General features: G+C 66.0%; 18 protein-coding genes and 1 tRNA gene. 8 read left to right on the top strand and 11 right to left on the bottom strand.

The genetic code is table 11. The features are described from left to right. A complete protein-coding gene (locus tag ACJEIK_RS03755) occupies positions 1-1,212 on the bottom strand; it encodes an acyl-CoA dehydrogenase family protein (protein ID WP_409431071.1) in 1,212 nt (403 codons plus the stop codon). Positions 1,213-1,255: 43 nt separating this feature from the next. After that, positions 1,256-1,972: a TetR family transcriptional regulator gene (locus ACJEIK_RS03750; protein ID WP_162563671.1), complete on the bottom strand. Its 717-nt coding sequence runs from the start codon at positions 1,970-1,972 to the stop codon at positions 1,256-1,258. A gap of 83 nt (positions 1,973-2,055) precedes the next feature. On the opposite strand from ACJEIK_RS03750, the gene ACJEIK_RS03745 reads away from it, so the two are divergent. Both ACJEIK_RS03745 and rd read left to right on the top strand, forming a co-directional pair. Further along, positions 2,056-3,138 carry a fatty acid desaturase gene (locus ACJEIK_RS03745; RefSeq protein ID WP_073697885.1) on the top strand — a complete coding sequence of 361 codons (1,083 nt, stop codon included), beginning with the start codon at positions 2,056-2,058 and terminating at the stop codon, positions 3,136-3,138. A gap of 28 nt (positions 3,139-3,166) precedes the next feature. After that, entirely contained in the window at positions 3,167-3,349 is a 183-nt protein-coding gene (gene rd / locus ACJEIK_RS03740; RefSeq protein WP_073697884.1) for a rubredoxin, read from the top strand. 21 nt (positions 3,350-3,370) lie between these two features. Here the strand turns inward: rd and ACJEIK_RS03735 are convergent, their stop codons facing one another. Beyond that, a complete protein-coding gene (locus tag ACJEIK_RS03735; RefSeq protein ID WP_409431640.1) occupies positions 3,371-5,287 on the bottom strand; it encodes a heavy metal translocating P-type ATPase in 1,917 nt (638 codons plus the stop codon). Positions 5,288-5,403: 116 nt separating this feature from the next. Here ACJEIK_RS03735 and ACJEIK_RS03730 point away from each other — a divergent pair, with 116 nt between their 5' ends. Both ACJEIK_RS03730 and ACJEIK_RS03725 read left to right on the top strand, forming a co-directional pair. Next, positions 5,404-5,766, top strand: coding sequence for a metalloregulator ArsR/SmtB family transcription factor (locus ACJEIK_RS03730; RefSeq protein WP_061006796.1), 363 nt, complete (start codon positions 5,404-5,406; stop codon positions 5,764-5,766). Positions 5,767-5,814: 48 nt separating this feature from the next. After that, positions 5,815-6,249: an ester cyclase gene (locus tag ACJEIK_RS03725; protein WP_064858306.1), complete on the top strand. Its 435-nt coding sequence runs from the start codon at positions 5,815-5,817 to the stop codon at positions 6,247-6,249. Here the strand turns inward: ACJEIK_RS03725 and ACJEIK_RS03720 are convergent. From ACJEIK_RS03720 to ACJEIK_RS03705, 4 genes are read right to left on the bottom strand one after another with little or no spacing between them, the layout of a single operon-like run. Continuing rightward, positions 6,246-7,256, bottom strand: coding sequence for a cation diffusion facilitator family transporter (locus ACJEIK_RS03720; protein ID WP_061006794.1), 1,011 nt, complete (start codon positions 7,254-7,256; stop codon positions 6,246-6,248). The two genes, ACJEIK_RS03725 and ACJEIK_RS03720, sit on opposite strands and share 4 nt — an antisense overlap. Continuing rightward, complete coding sequence (locus ACJEIK_RS03715) at positions 7,253-7,654, bottom strand: ArsR/SmtB family transcription factor (protein ID WP_064858305.1); 402 nt, start codon at positions 7,652-7,654, stop codon at positions 7,253-7,255. Before ACJEIK_RS03715 ends, ACJEIK_RS03720 begins: the two co-directional genes overlap by 4 nt. Positions 7,655-7,701: 47 nt before the next feature. Next, positions 7,702-8,487, bottom strand: coding sequence for a DUF4239 domain-containing protein (locus ACJEIK_RS03710; protein ID WP_060999945.1), 786 nt, complete (start codon positions 8,485-8,487; stop codon positions 7,702-7,704). Between the two features lie 57 nt (positions 8,488-8,544). Next, positions 8,545-9,612, bottom strand: a complete 1,068-nt coding sequence (locus tag ACJEIK_RS03705; protein ID WP_061010372.1) for a hypothetical protein — start codon at positions 9,610-9,612, stop codon at positions 8,545-8,547. A 375-nt stretch (positions 9,613-9,987) separates the two neighbouring features. Here ACJEIK_RS03705 and ACJEIK_RS03700 point away from each other — a divergent pair, with 375 nt between their 5' ends. Continuing rightward, the gene (locus ACJEIK_RS03700) at positions 9,988-10,371 is read left to right on the top strand and encodes a heme-binding protein (protein ID WP_060999942.1); all 384 of its coding nucleotides are present in this window, start codon (positions 9,988-9,990) and stop codon (positions 10,369-10,371) included. Continuing rightward, positions 10,371-10,667 carry a hypothetical protein gene (locus ACJEIK_RS03695; RefSeq protein ID WP_110767100.1) on the top strand — a complete coding sequence of 99 codons (297 nt, stop codon included), beginning with the start codon at positions 10,371-10,373 and terminating at the stop codon, positions 10,665-10,667. The genes ACJEIK_RS03700 and ACJEIK_RS03695 overlap by 1 nt, the downstream gene beginning before the upstream one ends. A gap of 27 nt (positions 10,668-10,694) precedes the next feature. On the opposite strand, the gene ACJEIK_RS03690 is transcribed toward ACJEIK_RS03695, so the two are convergent. Next, positions 10,695-11,417: a hypothetical protein gene (locus ACJEIK_RS03690; protein WP_409431070.1), complete on the bottom strand. Its 723-nt coding sequence runs from the start codon at positions 11,415-11,417 to the stop codon at positions 10,695-10,697. 251 nt (positions 11,418-11,668) lie between these two features. Then, positions 11,669-12,100 carry a nitroreductase family deazaflavin-dependent oxidoreductase gene (locus tag ACJEIK_RS03685; RefSeq protein WP_409431069.1) on the bottom strand — a complete coding sequence of 144 codons (432 nt, stop codon included), beginning with the start codon at positions 12,098-12,100 and terminating at the stop codon, positions 11,669-11,671. Between the two features lie 168 nt (positions 12,101-12,268). Between ACJEIK_RS03685 and ACJEIK_RS03680 the strand changes: the two genes are divergently transcribed. After that, the gene (locus ACJEIK_RS03680; protein WP_409431068.1) at positions 12,269-12,958 is read left to right on the top strand and encodes a DUF4396 domain-containing protein; all 690 of its coding nucleotides are present in this window, start codon (positions 12,269-12,271) and stop codon (positions 12,956-12,958) included. Between the two features lie 85 nt (positions 12,959-13,043). Beyond that, positions 13,044-13,116, top strand: a tRNA-Arg gene (locus ACJEIK_RS03675). A gap of 119 nt (positions 13,117-13,235) precedes the next feature. Here ACJEIK_RS03675 and ACJEIK_RS03670 read toward each other — a convergent pair. After that, on the bottom strand, positions 13,236-13,727 hold the full coding sequence (locus ACJEIK_RS03670; protein ID WP_409431067.1) for a hypothetical protein: 492 nt from the start codon (positions 13,725-13,727) through the stop codon (positions 13,236-13,238). A 253-nt stretch (positions 13,728-13,980) separates the two neighbouring features. After that, the gene (locus ACJEIK_RS03665; RefSeq protein ID WP_167838045.1) at positions 13,981-15,819 is read right to left on the bottom strand and encodes an SLC13 family permease; all 1,839 of its coding nucleotides are present in this window, start codon (positions 15,817-15,819) and stop codon (positions 13,981-13,983) included. Between the last annotated feature and the right edge of the window lie 208 nt (positions 15,820-16,027).

Raw genomic sequence — 16,027 nt, 5'->3', positions numbered from 1 at the left:
TCAGCGGATCGTCAGACCCGTCACCGCCCGTGAGATGACCAGCCGCTGAATCTCGCTGGTGCCTTCGAAAATGGTGAAGATCTTGGCATCTCGGTGCATCCGCTCGACCGGGTAGTCACGGGTGTACCCGTTGCCGCCGAGAATCTGAATCGCCTCGTCGGTCACGTACACGGCGGTCTCGCTGGCCACCAGCTTCGCCATCGAGCCCTCGGCGTTCTCGAACGGCACGTTGTTACGTGCCATCCACCCGGCCCGCCACACCAGCAGCCGGGCAGCGTCGATGCGGGCCTTCATGTCCGCCAGCTTGAAGGCGATGGTTTGGAATTCACCGATCTTCTTGCCGAATTGCTCACGCTGGCAGGCATATTCGAGGGCGTACTCGTAGGCGGCCCGGGCCACGCCGACCGCCATCGCGCCGACCGTCGGACGTGTGCGCTCGAACGTCTTCATCGCGGCCTGGCCACCCGCGGATGCACCTGACTTCACCCGCGCCACCCGGGCCTCGAACTTCTCCCGGCCGCCCAGGATCGCGTCCTCGGGCAGCCGCACGTTGTCGAGCACCACCTCTGCGGTGTGCGACGCCCGGATGCCGTGCTTCTTGAACTTCTGCCCCTGGGACAGCCCCTTGGTGTCCGGCCCGATGACGAAGCTGGCCTGGCCACGCAATCCGAGTTCGGGGTACACCGACGCGACGACGATGTGCACGTTGGCGATGCCGCCGTTGGTGGCCCAGGTCTTGGTGCCGGTGAGCACCCATTCGCGGGTGGCCTCGTCGTAGCGGGCCCGAGCCCGAATGGAGCCGACGTCGGAGCCGGCATCGGGCTCGGACGAACAGAAGGCCGCGACCTTCGGATCGGCGGCAGAGCCGAACATCTCCGGCAGCCACCGACCTATCTGTTCCGGAGTTCCGTTGCCCGCCAGGGCCGCCGCGGCCAGACCGGTGCCCATGATGGACAGCGCGATTCCGGCGTCACCCCAGAACAGTTCCTCGAAAACGGTGAGCATGCCGAGCCCGCTCGGCTCGGCGGCCTGAGTGCCGAACAGCTCTGGCGAGTACAGCCCGATCTTCGCCGCTTCCTGGATGATCGGCCACGGGGTCTGCTCGCGTTCGTCCCATTCCGCGGCGGCGGGGCGGATGACCTCGGCGGCGAACTGGTGCACCCAGTCGCGCACCTCGATGACGTCATCGCTGGGTTGTAGTGAGAATGTCATGCCACTCCTGTTGGTAGTAAGGGGGTTTCAGTTCTGCCGGCCATCAACTGCTGTGCCACGCGGTGGCACCGACGTACAGGTACCGAATCTGGCGCTCGAGCATCGTGGCGGCCGTGTCCAGATCGCGCGCCGTGGTCTCGTCGTCGAGCCCGCGCGCGATGACCTCGAGCATCGAGTCGATACCGGCGAGAATGGTGGCCATCAACATGCTCGACAGCATCTCCACGTCACCGACGGTCCACGACCGGATGGGTTCGAACCGGGCCATGTAGGTGGCCAATTGGCTGGCGTACAAGCGGATCTCGGATCGGATCTCGCGCCGGAGTACCGAATGACCGGCTGCGCGTTGGCGAGCCAGGAACGCCAGGTGCGCATGGTCCCGCGCGACCACGCCACGAAGGGCCTGCACACCGACATGGATGGCGCCACCGGACGCATCGATGTCGAGAGAGGCCATCTCGCCCATGATCTCGCGCAGCGTGCGAAACGTCTCGTGAATCACGGCGAGGCCGAGGTCATCGAGCGACTGGAAGTAGCGGTAGAACGCCGACGGCGCGACGCCGGCCTTGCTGGCGAGCTGCCGCAGACTCAGCGCGTCGAAGCTCGAACCACTGCCGGTGAGATCCAGCGCCGCCGTCATCAGCGCGCGGCGGGTGTGCTCACGGCGCTCCTGCTGCGTCCGGCGCCCATGCCGATCCCGCCCGGTGCCGGAGTCCGCCTCGACAGATAGAGATCGTTTGTTCTCTGTGTTACCTGTCACGAAACCAACTATAGCTATTGACCTCGCCATATCGACAACCATATCTTACGGAACATTCGTTCTCTAACTTGAATGGAGAGATCATGGCACGCATCGCAACCCGCCTGCCGGGTGAGCGCAACCTGGCCGAGGAGGACCGCAACCGCATCGCTGCGGTCCGGGGCGAACTCATCCGCATCGGCAACGACTGGCGCGAGCGCCATCCGTTCCTGGCCGCCCACCAGGACAGCATCGGGATGGCGGTCTTCCTGATGTCGATCGCCGGCGTAGTCGTCGACGCCGCGCTCTACGCGGCCGGCATCCTGCCGTGGTACGCGACCATCCTGATCACCGCGTTCTGGCTGTCATTGCTGCACGAGCTGGAGCACGACCTCATCCACTCGATGTACTTCCGGCAGAACCGCGTGGTCCACAACGCGATGATGTTCGGCGTCTGGTTCTTCCGGCCGAGCACCATCAACCCCTGGATCCGGCGGACACTGCACCTGCACCACCACGAGGTCTCGGGCACCGATTCCGACCTCGAGGAACGGGGCATCACCAACGGCGAAGGCTGGGGCAGCCACCGGTTGCTCAGCCTGCTGGACTCCATGCTGGGCATCTACTCCAAGCCGCTGCGGCAACGCGCCATCGTCACCGCCTACATCAAGCACGAGGCCCGCTCACCCGAAGAAGCCCGCCAACTGGCCGCCAAGACGCTGGCGCTGTACTTCCCGCTCGGGACCATCCACTACGCGTTGTGGCATCTGTTCATCGGCCTGCACGTGTACGAATTCGTCTCCGGTAACACTGTTTCCGGTTCCTGGGTGACCGCGTTGAACTTCGTCGCCGTCACGCTGCTGGCGCCGAACGCGGTACGCACATTCTGCCTGCACTTCGTCAGCTCCAACATGCACTACTACGGCGACGTCGAGGAGCACAACGTGATGCAGCAGACGCAGGTGTGGACGGCCAAGTGGCTCAAGCCTTTCCACGCCCTGTGCTTCAACTTCGGCGAGACCCATGCGATCCACCATTTCCTGGTTCGCGACCCGTTCTACCTCCGCGAAGCGATCAAGCACGATTGCCAGAAAGTGCTGCGCGACAACGGCGTCCGCTTCAACGATTTCGGCACCTTCCAGCGGGCCAACCGATTCAGCCTCGCCCCGGCACACGTCGAGCCCTGACCCCACCACTTCTTACCGAGGAAACACCATGAACGAGACCCAAACCGCCCAGCTGTGGATCTGCGTGCGCTGCGGCATGATCTACGACCCTGCCGACGGTGACCCCGACAGCGGAATCGCCCCCGGCACCGCGTTCGAGGACATCCCCGACAACTGGGTATGCCCCGTCTGCGGCGTCAGCAAGGACGAGTTCGTCCCCTACGAGGACTGAGCAGCACTCTGCGAACCCGGGTCATCGGCCCGGGTTCGTGGCGTCATTGCTGGGCACGCCCCAGGCACCGCGCCGTAGCAGCCGCAGCCCGTTGAGTCCGACGATGATCGTCGAACCTTCGTGGCCCGCCACCCCCAACGGCAGCGGCAAGGTGCCGACGAGGTCCCAGACCACCAGCACCGCAATGAAAGTCGCCGCGATTGCCAGGTTGGCCAGCACCACGCGGCGGGCCCGTCGCGACAGCGCGATCACCGCGGGGATGGTGCGCAGGTCGTCACCGATGACGACGGCATCCGCGGTCTGCAGCGTGAGATCCGAACCGGCGCCACCCATCGCGATGCCCAGGTGCGCGGCCGCCAACGCGGGCGCGTCGTTGATGCCGTCGCCGACCATGACCAGCCGACCGCCATCGACCTGCAGGTCCCGGACCGCAGCCACCTTGTCGTGCGGCAGCAGGCTTGCGCCTACCTCGGTGATACCCACCTGGCCGGCCAATTGCCTTGCGGCAGCATCATTGTCGCCCGTGAGCAGGACGGGCGCCTGCCCCGTCAGCGTGGCGACGGCGGCAACCGCGCTGTGTGCGTCGGGACGAAGTTCGTCGGTCATGCCGAACACCGCGACGGCGCGACCGTCGACCGCCATGACGACCGCGGTGCAACCGCGTCGTTCCAGCTGAGCCGCGGCCTCCGCACTCTCGGTCGACGGCGCGGCCACGGTGACGACGCGTCCGTCGACAGTGGCCCGCACGCCGCGGCCCGGTTGGGCGACGAAATCGGCGACGCGCGGCAGTGACAGTCGACGCGCCAGCGCCGCCCGGACGAGGGCCGCGCCCAAGGGGTGCTCGCTGGGGTGCTCAGCGGCCGCGGCCAGCGTCAGCGCCTGATCTTCTGTGAAATCGTCTGTCAGCAGACGGATCTCGGCGAGTTCCGGCGTCCCGCGGGTCAATGTTCCGGTTTTGTCGAACGCCACGCGGCTGGCGGCGCCGAGCTGTTCCATCACCACGGCCGACTTGACGAGCACGCCGTGGCGTCCGGCATTCGCGATCGCCGCCAACAACGGCGGCATCGTGGCCAGCACCACCGCGCATGGCGACGCGACGATCATGAAAGTCATGGCACGCAGCAGCGCCTCCCGCACGGAGTCGCCCGCGAGCAGTGGGATCACGAACACCGCAAGGGTGACGGCCACCATGCCGATCGAGTACCGCTGCTCGACCTTCTCGATGAAAAGCTGTGTGCGGGCCTTGGTCTGCGAGGCCTCTTCCACCAACGCTGCGATGCGCGTCACGACCGAGTCGGCGGCCCGTCGGTCCACCCGGATCCGCAGTGCTCCCGTGCCGTTCAGCGTGCCGGCGAAGACCTCGTCGCCGACGGTCTTGGCGACCGGCAGCGGTTCACCGGTAATGGTCGCCTGGTCGACCTCACTGGCGCCGTCGATCACCGTGGCGTCCGCGGAGATGCGCTCCCCCGGCCGCACGAGCACCACGTCGCCCACCTCGAGTTCGGCGGCCGGCACCACGTGCTCGCCCTCGTCGGACAACCGGGTCGCGGTATCGGGCGCCAGGTCCAGCAGGCCGCGCACCGAGTCCTCGGTCCGCGCGGTGGCGAGCGCTTCCAGCGCGCCGGAGGTTGCGAAGATGACGATCAACAGCGCGCCGTCGGTGACCTGGCCGATCGAGGCCGCACCGATCGCGGCGACGACCATCAGCAGATCCACGTCGAGGGTCTTCTCACGCAGCGCCTGCAGCCCCGCCAGCGCCGGCTCCCAACCGCCGGTGACGTAGCACGCGAGATACAGAGCCCACCAAACCCATGCCGGGCCACCGGCCAGCTGCACCACCAAACCGGCGAGGAACAACGCCAAAGCCGCTGCTGCCCAGCGCATCTCAGACAGGTCGAACCATCCGCGGCGCGCCGGAGCCACCGCCGCACCGGCCATCGCCGGCCGGGCGTCCTGAGTCACCGTCGCCATGGCGAACCTCGCAAACACATGCGGCCAACGTTATCAGAACAAATGAATATGTCTTCATGTGTGTGCCCGAGTACACTACAACCGTGGGACATGGTGTCGAGGGGCGTGACCGCCCCACCGGGCGGCTCGATGCTGACGCCGCGGCTCAGGTCGCCACGACTCTGCAGGCACTCGCCACTCCGAGCCGGTTGATGATCCTCACCGAACTGCGCCAGGGCGCTCGCTCCGTAACCGACCTCGCCGACGCGATCGGACTCGAGCAGTCGCTCGTCTCACACCAGCTCCGCCTGCTGCGCAATCTCGGGCTGGTGACCGGCACCCGGAGCGGCCGCAGCATCGTCTACAGCCTGTACGACAACCACGTCGCGCAACTGCTCGACGAAGCCGTCTATCACAGCGAGCACCTGCGACTGGGGCTGGCGGACCGCACGGGCGACGCGAGCTGAGCGCCGGGTGGTCTCGTGAAGCGTTGCGCCACATCGCAAGGAGGGTCCATGTCCACCACACCCACAAGCACCAATGTCGCGACCTTCGAACGATTCCACTGCAGTTGCAACAGCGGCGACATCGACGACATCGTGAGCACGATCGACGACGTCTTCCTCCCCGACGCCGTGGTCCACTCACCGCTCGCGGCGGGTTCCGGGCCGGACACCATGAAGCTCATCTGGACGCTGCTCCTGCGTGCCTTCCCCGACATTCACGTCATGGTCGACGACATGGTCGTCGACCATGACAAGCTGGCCTCCCGCCAGACGGTGACCGGGACACATCTCGGCGAGTACCGCGGACTGGCGCCGACCGGCAAAACCGTTGTGTACGAAGAGATGTTCATCATCCGATTCTCCGACGGGTTGATCGCCGAAGTCTGGGGCGTGGTCGACACCTTGTCGCAGCTGCAGCAACTCGGCGCAGTGGGCAGGGTCTAGCGCGCGGGATATGCGTGGATCAACGCGGTCGTGAGCTTGGGCACCGCGTGCACCAGATGATGCTCGGCGTCGTGGGCGATCCGATGGGCCTGCGCCAGGCTCAGCTCGGGATCGAGGTCGAGTTCGACGTCGGCATGCAGGCGGTGCCCCATCCAGCGCATGCGCACGCTGTGCACCGACCGCACCCCCGGTTCGGCTGCCAGCGACTGCTCGGCAGTGTCGACGAGTGCGGGGTCGACGCCATCGAGCAAGCGACGGAACACATCTCGCACCGCGGTGCGCAGCACCGCCAGGATCGCCACCGTGATGATCAACCCGACGATCGGATCGGCGAGCGGGTATCCAAGGGCCACACCGCCGGCGCCGAGCAACACCGCCAGGGACGTGAACCCGTCGGTGCGCGCGTGAATGCCGTCCGCGACCAGCGCTGCCGACCCGATCTGCCGCCCCACCCGGATGCGGTAGACCGCCACCGTTTCGTTGCCGAGAAATCCGACCAGTCCGGCCAGCGCCACCCATCCCACGTGATCGATCATCTGCGGGTGGATCAACCGCTGTACCGCCTCATAGCCGGCGACGATCGCCGACAGCGTGATCATGCCGACCACGAACAACCCAGCCAGGTCTTCCACCCGGCCGAAGCCGTACGTATAGCGGCGCGTTGCGGCCTTGGCGCCCAACGCAAATGCGATCCACAGTGGCACCGCGGTCAGGGCATCGGAGAAGTTGTGGATCGTGTCGGCCGCCAGGGCCACCGACCCGGACACCACCACGATGGCGATCTGCACCACCGTGGTGAGACCCAGCACCAGCAGGCTGATCTTCACTGCCCGGATACCGGCGGCGCTCGATTCGAGCGCGCTGTCCAGGCTGTCCGCCGCGTCATGGGAATGGGGAGCGAACAGCCCTCTGACCGCGCCCCAGCCGCCGTGGGAGTGGCTGTGATCGTGCTGGTGGCCGTGCTCGTGCACATGATCGTGGTCGCCGTGAGGGTGGTGCCCGCTCATCGCCGGCCGCCCCTGCGCACGGCGGTGTCGGCATCGAGACTCCGCACGCCCGGGTCCTGCCGATGGTGGGCCGGCACCCCGGGACCCGCGTGTTCGGCGTTGTGCACGGCGTCGACGACAAGCTGACGCACGTGCTCGTTCTCAAGGCCGTAGAAGATCGTCGTACCGGCACGGCGGGTCTGGACCAACCGCGCCATGCGTAACTTCGCCAGATGCTGTGACACCGACGGCGCGGGCTTGCCGACGCGCTCGGCCAGTTCGTTGACCGACAGCTCGCACGCACTCAACGCCCACAGCAGCTGGACCCGCGTCGGGTCGGCGAGCATCCGGAACACTTCCACCACCAGACGCACCTGGTCGTCGGCGAGCGGCGCCGGCACCTGGTTATCTGCATTCATACGCAGATAATAGACCGTCGACCGCCGATCGATTCCGGGAGCGGCGATCAGCTGCCGCGGTCCACCATGTCGAACACCTTGACCGCATGCGAAAACGGCTGCGGCGTAACACCTATCGGACCGAAGGGATGGTCGAGGGTGTAGATGACGTACAGCAGCAGCGACAACAGGACGGCGACCGCTCCGACCAGGACCGCGTGCGCGCGGGCGTTCTCCAGCCGCATGAAGCAGGTCAACAGGATCAGAACCGTCCCACCGAAGATCAGGGCACTCCACAGGAGCGCCGGGATGCGCTGATGGGAATTGAGGATGCGCTCGCTGCGGTCCGAGGCCAACACCGTCAGCTCACTGAGGAACTGCGAATCGATCGGGCTCGCCGTCGGTCCCGAACTATGCGTTCCCACAATGCGATACATCTCGCTGAGCGCGGCGCGGCCGTTGTTGCCGATGTCGGCGAACTCGTCCATGCCCCAGGCGGGCCCCTGCACCGCGGCGGCGTACTTACGCAGTTGCTCGCGAACCTGCGCCTGCTCAGGTTGCGGCATCGCGACGGTCTGGCGGTACAGCGTCGTCAACGTCGACGCTTCGTTGGCGACGTTCGTCTCGGCACTGAGGAACTGCTGCCAGCCGACGACGACCGTGAATCCCAGGAGCGCGCCGTAGACCAGACCGACAACAGTCAGGAACGGCGACAGGAACGAGTTCTGTTCGGGGCGCGCATCGCGGGCGATCATGCGTCGCGTCACGAACACGCAGCCGACCGCCACGCAGACCGCCCCGCCGACAACCATGGCCAGCAGGAGCCAGGCGCCGAACACTCCGAGGTCACCCATAGTGGAACAAGCATGCCAATCGCCCCGAGGCGGCGTCAGCCAATCCGGCAAAACCGCCTAGAGCACGAAACCGCACAATACGACGCAGTTGTCCGGCACCTCGGCAATGTGCGGCGGTGCCGGATCTGCGGGCTCGACGCCCATCGGCGGCACGTGCGTCGCTCGGACGTCGGGCAACCCGGCGGACGTCTCGCTCTGGTTCTGCTTCTGGTTGACCGGAGGCGCATCCGATGCCGGCGCCGGCACAACCACGGGTGCCGGGGCCGGCGGAATCGGACTCGAACTCGGCGGAGCTTGCACGACAGGGGACGCGGGTACGTGAGCCGGTGGCGGCGCGGGCGCCGGCGACGGGCCGGCGGAGCCCAGAGGCATCGTCGCAACCAGAGCCGAAACCAGCACCATCACTGCGAGTACCACCGGCGTCAGCCATGCCGGCTTCCTGGCAAGGCGTTTGGGGCCGGTCCCGTCGGCAGTTCCGTGAGCGCCGTCGCGAGGCGAGGCCAACGCGGCACCATGCGCGAGTGCCAGGATCGATTCGGCCTCCGAGTCCACTCGAATGTGGTCCGGCAGTTCCGCGGCAATGGGATGCGCGTGCTCGTCGGCGCCGACGAGGACGAGCCGTTGAGGTTGGCGATCGAGCCCACCGAGGATGCCGGCCAGCCAGCCGGCCGCGTCGTCGTCATAGAGTCCCGACGCGACGACGGCCCGCGGCTCGTCGGTACCCGCGACAACGGCGCACCCCCGTAGCCCGCGCTCCACATCGGGCTCCAATACGCAGACGACGGTGTCGGTACTTCCGGTGTCGGACACCAGCGCCGAGCCGGCCGACGCCAGCGGAACCGGCAGCAGATCAACATCCAACTCTGCGGGCAGCCCACTGAATCCGACGGCGTGATCATCGGCGTCGGCGGTCCAGGTGACGGCGACCGTGCGGGCACGGCAGCCACGTTTGGCGCCCTGTGCGTAGATGCGGCGCACCGCCGCGGCCAGTTGGGCACGGGACGATCGCCCCTCGTCGAGAGAGACGGTCACGCCGTCGACCGCAAGGTGGGGCGCCACATCGCCGGAAGCGAGCGTGACGCCCGCCGTGGTTGCGGTGAGCGCAATACCGATCACAGCGTCCATGGGCCACTCCTCGAAACTCACCGCGTTTGGCGAATGCTTCGGCAAACGGCCAGCGCGTCACGCCCGCTGCACCACAGGACGTATCGGCACCGGACGTGCGTCCGGTTTGCCTGTACATCGATTTCACGGCGAATCTTGTTTCCCATAGTGAAAAACACCACAGGGGCTGATTAGCCAGAATGAAGTCGGAGCCGCCCAGTACGCCACCGACCGGCAACCTCGAGAAGACAGCGACGACGACGGTGACCGACCCCAGGCAAAGCCCTGGACCGCACTGGCGCAGAAAATGTCGGCGGGGTCAATCCGCCTGCTACAGTCCGGCTGTGTCCGGTGGTCGATCGACCCGGAGCTGGCACTGTGGAAAGGAATACGGCAATGGTCTTCACCAAATCGGTCGCCCAGCGGGCGGTCGTGGCTGCCGCAGGAGCCGCCATGGCCGTCATGGCCGTCGCCCTGCCGACGTCGGGTCAGGCGCTGGCCGCTCCGACAGCCCCCAACTGCACTCCCGCGGATCTGGCCGGGGTGGCTTCGGGTGTCGCCGCTGCCGCCTCCGCCTACCTGTTCACGCACCCGGACGTCAACGATTTCTACGGCAGCCTGCAGGGCAAGCCGCGCGATGAGGTCGCTAACGAAGTCCGCACGTTCTTCAACGCAAACCCGCAGGCGCACAGTGAACTTCAGGCGATCCGTCAGCCCATGACGGATTTCCGTGACCGCTGCGGCCTCGAGCAGCCCGACCGTCCGCTGTTGGGCGACTGATGCGTACCGCCTCGCTACGCCCCCGGCTGATCGCCGCCGCACTGGCCGCAGCCGCCGTACCCGGTTTGATCGCGGTCGTCCCCGCGGGCACCGCCGCCGCCGATGTCTGCTTCGGTGCCGGGCGACGCATCACCGTCAGTGGGTGCACCGACTTCGGCGCCGTCGCGCCGTACGCGCCGCCGCCGGCCTACTACGCACCGCTGCCCGAGGACGTGCCGCCGCCACCACCGCCGCCACCGGTTCAGGGCTGCGTCGGCTGGAACGGTCGCTGGGTCAGCGCCAACACCTGCCGCTGAGCCCGCACCCGCCCCGGACCGCGCCGGTCAGTACGCCCCAGCGGCAGCTGGCTGGTCCGTGGCGTCGGTGCGGCCACGCAGCGCCCAGTGCAGCCGTTTGGCCGCAGCCAGCGCACCGCTGGGCGCGTGCGGCTGGCCATAGTGGATGAGCAACGTGACGCGCCGCTGCCCCGAAGCGATCGGCATGTTGGCGTGCAGGCTCCGATAGCCCCAAAACAGGTACACGTCACCGACATTCATATCGACGACGGTCGGTCCGTGGCTGCGGCCCAGGCTCTCCAGGATCCGCTGCCGGAACCTCGCGCTCTGATGGACGATCTTGTCGAAGATGTTGACCAGCACCGAGCGGCGGAACGGCCGCTTGTTGAAGTACCCCACCAACTCTCCCGACCGGCCCGGTTCCGCATCAGGGATGAACAGCGGGACCACCATCGTCACGACACTGGCGTCGTAGTGGAACCACCAGGCATCGCCGTCGGCATGTGGCCCGGCGACGATGCGCACCGCCGTGCCGGCCATGTCATGCGCGCGGTCCGGGAACCGCTGGCGGACGACATTGTCGAGAAATGTGCGGACCGAGTCACTGGCCATGAACGCGTGAATCGATTCCAAGTGGCCGTCCTGCGGAGATAGGACGAAATGGTCTTTCTCCCCGTGCGCGGCCAAACAACGGTCGATTTCCGCCCGGGAATCAATCACCCAATCCCATTGCACGGCGTTTGCTACCCGCGCGACGCCGGTGGCGTCCAACTGGTGCGCCACATCGACGGGATCGCACGCTTTCGTGTCAAATTCACACATTTGGACGGAAGTCTAGACAACCCGAGAACGCCATTACCACGATTGCTGCGATTTGACATTTGCCCGGCGATGACCTCGCAAATCGGCCCGCCGCAAGGCGGATTCTGCAATTGCGTAAATATGGCGGAATTTCCGCACTTCACGCGCAGAGAACCGGCCCCCTTCGCGTATTGCCGTTCCGGCATTCCGCGACCGAGTCGCTATCCCTCGATGCGGGTAAGTCCCAGAACCGGAATTCTCCGCGTGGTCTTGCGCTGGTACTCGGCGAAGTTCTCGAAACGGCCGGCCTGCGTCTCGTAGATACGGTCCCGTTCGGCGCCCTGAAGCTCGCGGACCCGAACCGCGTACTTTTCGGGCCCGATTTCGACCGCCACCCGCTCGGAATGCGCCATCGCGTTGTGGTACCAGGCAGAGCTCGTGTCGTTGCCGTTGTTGGACGCGAACACATAGATCTCGTCGCCGTCAGATTTCTGATAGGCCATCGGGTTCTGCCTCGGCTGGCCGGACTTGGCGCCGACGGTATGCAGGATCAGCATGTCGAATTGCGCGAACCAGCCACCGACCGCACCGGTTTCGCGAATCTGCCTGATCACGTCGCTGTGGAAATCCGTCTCATCCCCAGAAGTGCTCATGCCTTCATCGTTCTGGCAACGCCATCCAATGTCAACTAGGTTAATATGTGTGCCGCCTCAAGCGGCGTGATGCCGTCAGTTCCCAACACCTTGGCATCGATACCCCCAGGGGGTATGTTTGATGTCGACTCCGATACGCGATCGATTAGGACGACGAGGAACGACACCATGGCCAGCGAGTCCCACGACAACCACGCCGGACACGACCACAGCTCCCATATGGATCATGCGCACCACGGCGGCAACATCAACGCGATGGCCGTCAGCGCGACACTGCACTGCCTCACCGGCTGCGCCATCGGCGAGATCGTCGGCCTGATCATCGGCACGGCGCTCGGCCTGACCAACCTGGCGACCATCGGATTGGCCATCGCGCTGGCATTCGTCTTCGGCTACACGCTGTCGACGCTGCCGCTCCTGAAGTCCGGTCTGGCGATCGGCACGGCGCTCAGCGTGGTCCTGGCCGCCGACACGCTGTCGATCGCCACCATGGAGGTCGTCGACAACCTGGTCATGGCGCTGATCCCGGGTGCGATGAACGCCGGCCTGGTCAATCCGGTCTTCTGGATCGGGATGATGATCGCGCTGACTGTCGCCTTCTTCGCCGCCTACCCGGTAAACCGGTACCTGCTGCAAAAAGGCAAAGGCCACGCACTGACGCACAAGTACCACGGGGGCGGCGGCCCCGACGTCGCCGGAGTTCGACGATTCATCCCGTCGCTGAGCACTCCGACGCTGACCGCAGCGATCACTGCCTTCATGCTCGGCGGCTTGGTGGTCGCCGTCGCAGACCAGCTCGGCGCTCCCGACACCGCGCCGCACAGCCAAACAGCACCGTCAGCCCACGCGACACCGTGAGCGACATCAGAATCCCGATGCCACCGATGCGGCGCCCGGCGTTTAGCATGAGTCGTCCCTATGGGTCCCTATCTCGATAGGTGCCGCCCCCGTAGCTCAGGGGATAGAGCACGGCTCTCCTAAAGCCGGTGTCGCAGGTTCGAATCCTGCCGGGGGCACTCTTGTGATGTCGCAGGACATACGAATAGTCCCGGACCTACTTCAGGTCCGGGATTTTTTCGTTTTGGGGCCTTTGGGTGCGCCGGTGGGTTGGTAGTCCCTGGTGGGTCGAGCGAGTTCAGAACCACCCCGCCCAATGCAAGTTGCCATCGGTTACCGTGCCCGGCTTGCAGGCGGCACCACCGCTGATGTGAAAGCTGTTGGTGAGATTCCGCTCGTTGACGGTCTTCCCGTCAATGTCGCCGTACATTCCGACAATCTGGCCCTCGTAGGTGTTGCGCCCGCCGGTTTCGTTCCAATGAACGGTCATTTTGAAGTGCACCGCGTCGGAGTTCATCCCGCCCCAGGCCTTGCCGGTTATCAGCCGGGGGCCGGGATAAGACCTGTACTCGGCGTGGTGGGCCTGGCCATTCTCGCCAGTCGCGTCAACATAGACCTCGTTGTCCTGATCAATTCGGAACTTATCGCGAAGAACCCACTCGCATCCCGCCGGCCACTCCTTCAGCGGCACCCTGATCACCGGTACGGCGGCGGCCGGGCCGATCATCGTGGTGCATACGGTGGCGCCGAGGAGCGCAACTGCAATCGCCGAGTGCGTTGACCTGAACATGTCGATTCCTCTCAGCGGTCTCGCATGGCTGGTGTGACGGTTCGCTACGCAAGTGAACGTGTGCGTCAAACACTACGAACGTCGGGGATCGCGCGAAATAAGGGAATTCCCTATCGCATGTGCGCGGTTCACGCCAGACCGAGCGCGGCCAGCCGCATGCAACGATGACGCAGGATTTTCCCGTCGAACGTGTCGCTTGCCGAGATTCCACGTCGCGTGTCGCCTCGCCAGCCGCCACGCTCGGCGTAGGACGCTAGCCCGGCAGGTAGATCAGCCGAGCCATGACCACCGTGATCACCATGGTCAGCGCCAGCAGGGGCAGGCCAACTTTCGCGTAGTCCGAGAACCGGTAGCCGCCGGGTTCCATCACGAGCATGTTGGTCGGCGACGACACGGGCGTGACGAACGCGGCGGAGCAGGCGATCGCGACCGTCATCGCGAACCCCTGCAGCGAGACGTGCAATGCCTGGGCCGCTTCGATGGCCACCGGCGCGATGAGCACGGCGGTCGCCGAGTTCGAGATGAACAGGGCAACCACCGCGGTCACCAGGAACACCACCGCGAGCATGCCGGTCGGCCCGAGATCGCCCAGCGTGTCGACCAGGTGATGAGCGATCAGCGTCGTCGTGCCGGTCTTGGCCAGCGCCGTGGCCAACGGCAGCATCCCCGCGATCAGGACCAGGGTGCTCCAGCTGATCAGCCGGTAGATGCTGTCGACGCGGACGCACCCCGCTCCGACCATGGCGAGCGCACCGAGCAGCGCCGCGTCGGCGCTGGGCAGCCAGCCGAACGCCATGCACGTGACCATGGCGATGAGGATGAGCACCGCGGCACGGCCCCGTCCCGGCGCCACCAGCCGCTGTGCGTATTCGGCGGGCAGGTTCAGCAGGATGAAGTTCCGGCGCGAATCGCTGAGCCGCTCGATGTCGTCCCAGTTGCCGCCCACCAGCATCGCGTCGCCGAAGTCGAGCGTGCGGCTCGAAAGATTCTCGGTGATGTTCTGACCGCGGTGCCGGACCGCCAGCACGGTCACGTTGTGGGCGGTGGCCAGATCGAGGTCGCCGAGCGTCATGCCGATGGACTTCGACTCCGGCGCCGGCATCACCTCGGCCACCCCGACGTTCTGCAGCACTTCGCGGCGCTCGTCGTCGGCGCGCGGGCCGGTCACCTGAGACCGCAGGTCCGCCGCGACTGCCGCCGCCTGCTGTTCATCGACGAGCGTGAAAACCAGATCGCCTGCCTCGAATACGGTTTCCGGCCGCGCCGACAGATACTGAGCTGCGCCGCGGGTGTGCTTCTCGAAGCCGAGGAGATCGAGGCCGTAGCGGTCGCGCAGCGGTTGGCGTTGCGCGGCAACCGATTGCCCGACCAGTGGCGAATCGGCGGACACGTGCAGCAGGTGCCAGCGGGGCCGCAAACCGTAGGACGCGATGACATCGAAGGTTGAGGGTTCCTGCGCATCGGCCGCACCGGTCCGGTTGCGGCTCAACAGGTTACGTCCGATCACGAGCATGAACACGACGCTCACCGCAAGCGTGACGACGCCGAACGGGGTGAAGCCGAAGAAGCCGAGCGTCGGTGTGATGCCGCGTTCGCTGAGGATGCCCTCGATGATGATGTTCGGCGACGACGCGATCGACGTCATCATGCCGCTGATCATCACCGCTACGCACAACGGCATCAGCATGCGCTTACGGTTCAAACCCGTTGCGGCCGTGACGGTGAGCACCACCGGAATGAGCATCGAGACGATCGCCGACGAGTTCATGACCGAGCCGATGCCGGCCGACAGCACCATGACCAACGCGACGAGCCGCGCTTCGCTACGGCCACCGACCTTGACGACGAATTCACCGAGCCGCTGCGTGATCCCGGTGTTGACCAGACCCGCGCTGACGATGAATATGCCGGCCAGCAGAATCACCACCGGCGAGCCGAAGCCCGCCAGCGCTTCGGTGGGGGTCAGCACTCCGGTGCTCATCAACGCGACGACCACCAGCACCCCGACGATGTCAGCGCGCGGACGTCCCCACACGAACAGGCCGATGGCGCCGGCCAGGATGCCGGCGACGATCCACATCTGATGAGTCACTGGCGAACCTGAACGACGCCGACCGATACGAGCACCCTTGATCAATAACATTCGGCGCCGTGAATCGGTCGGAGATGCCCCGAATCCGGAGCGCACGTCGCCCGTGCGCCGATTGCCGCAGCACGCGTTCAACCGTCGAAAAACTACGCATTGTTCAGGAATTTCCGCAGTCGTACAGTCAATCTGGCAACCACGTTTCTGGAGGTCC

Origin of the sequence: Mycobacterium sp. SMC-16 (assembly GCF_046250085.1) — a bacterium.
GTDB classification, from domain to species: domain Bacteria; phylum Actinomycetota; class Actinomycetes; order Mycobacteriales; family Mycobacteriaceae; genus Mycobacterium; species Mycobacterium phocaicum.
Note: the sequence above shows the minus strand (reverse complement) of the source record. Positions and strands in the feature narration are given on the sequence as shown.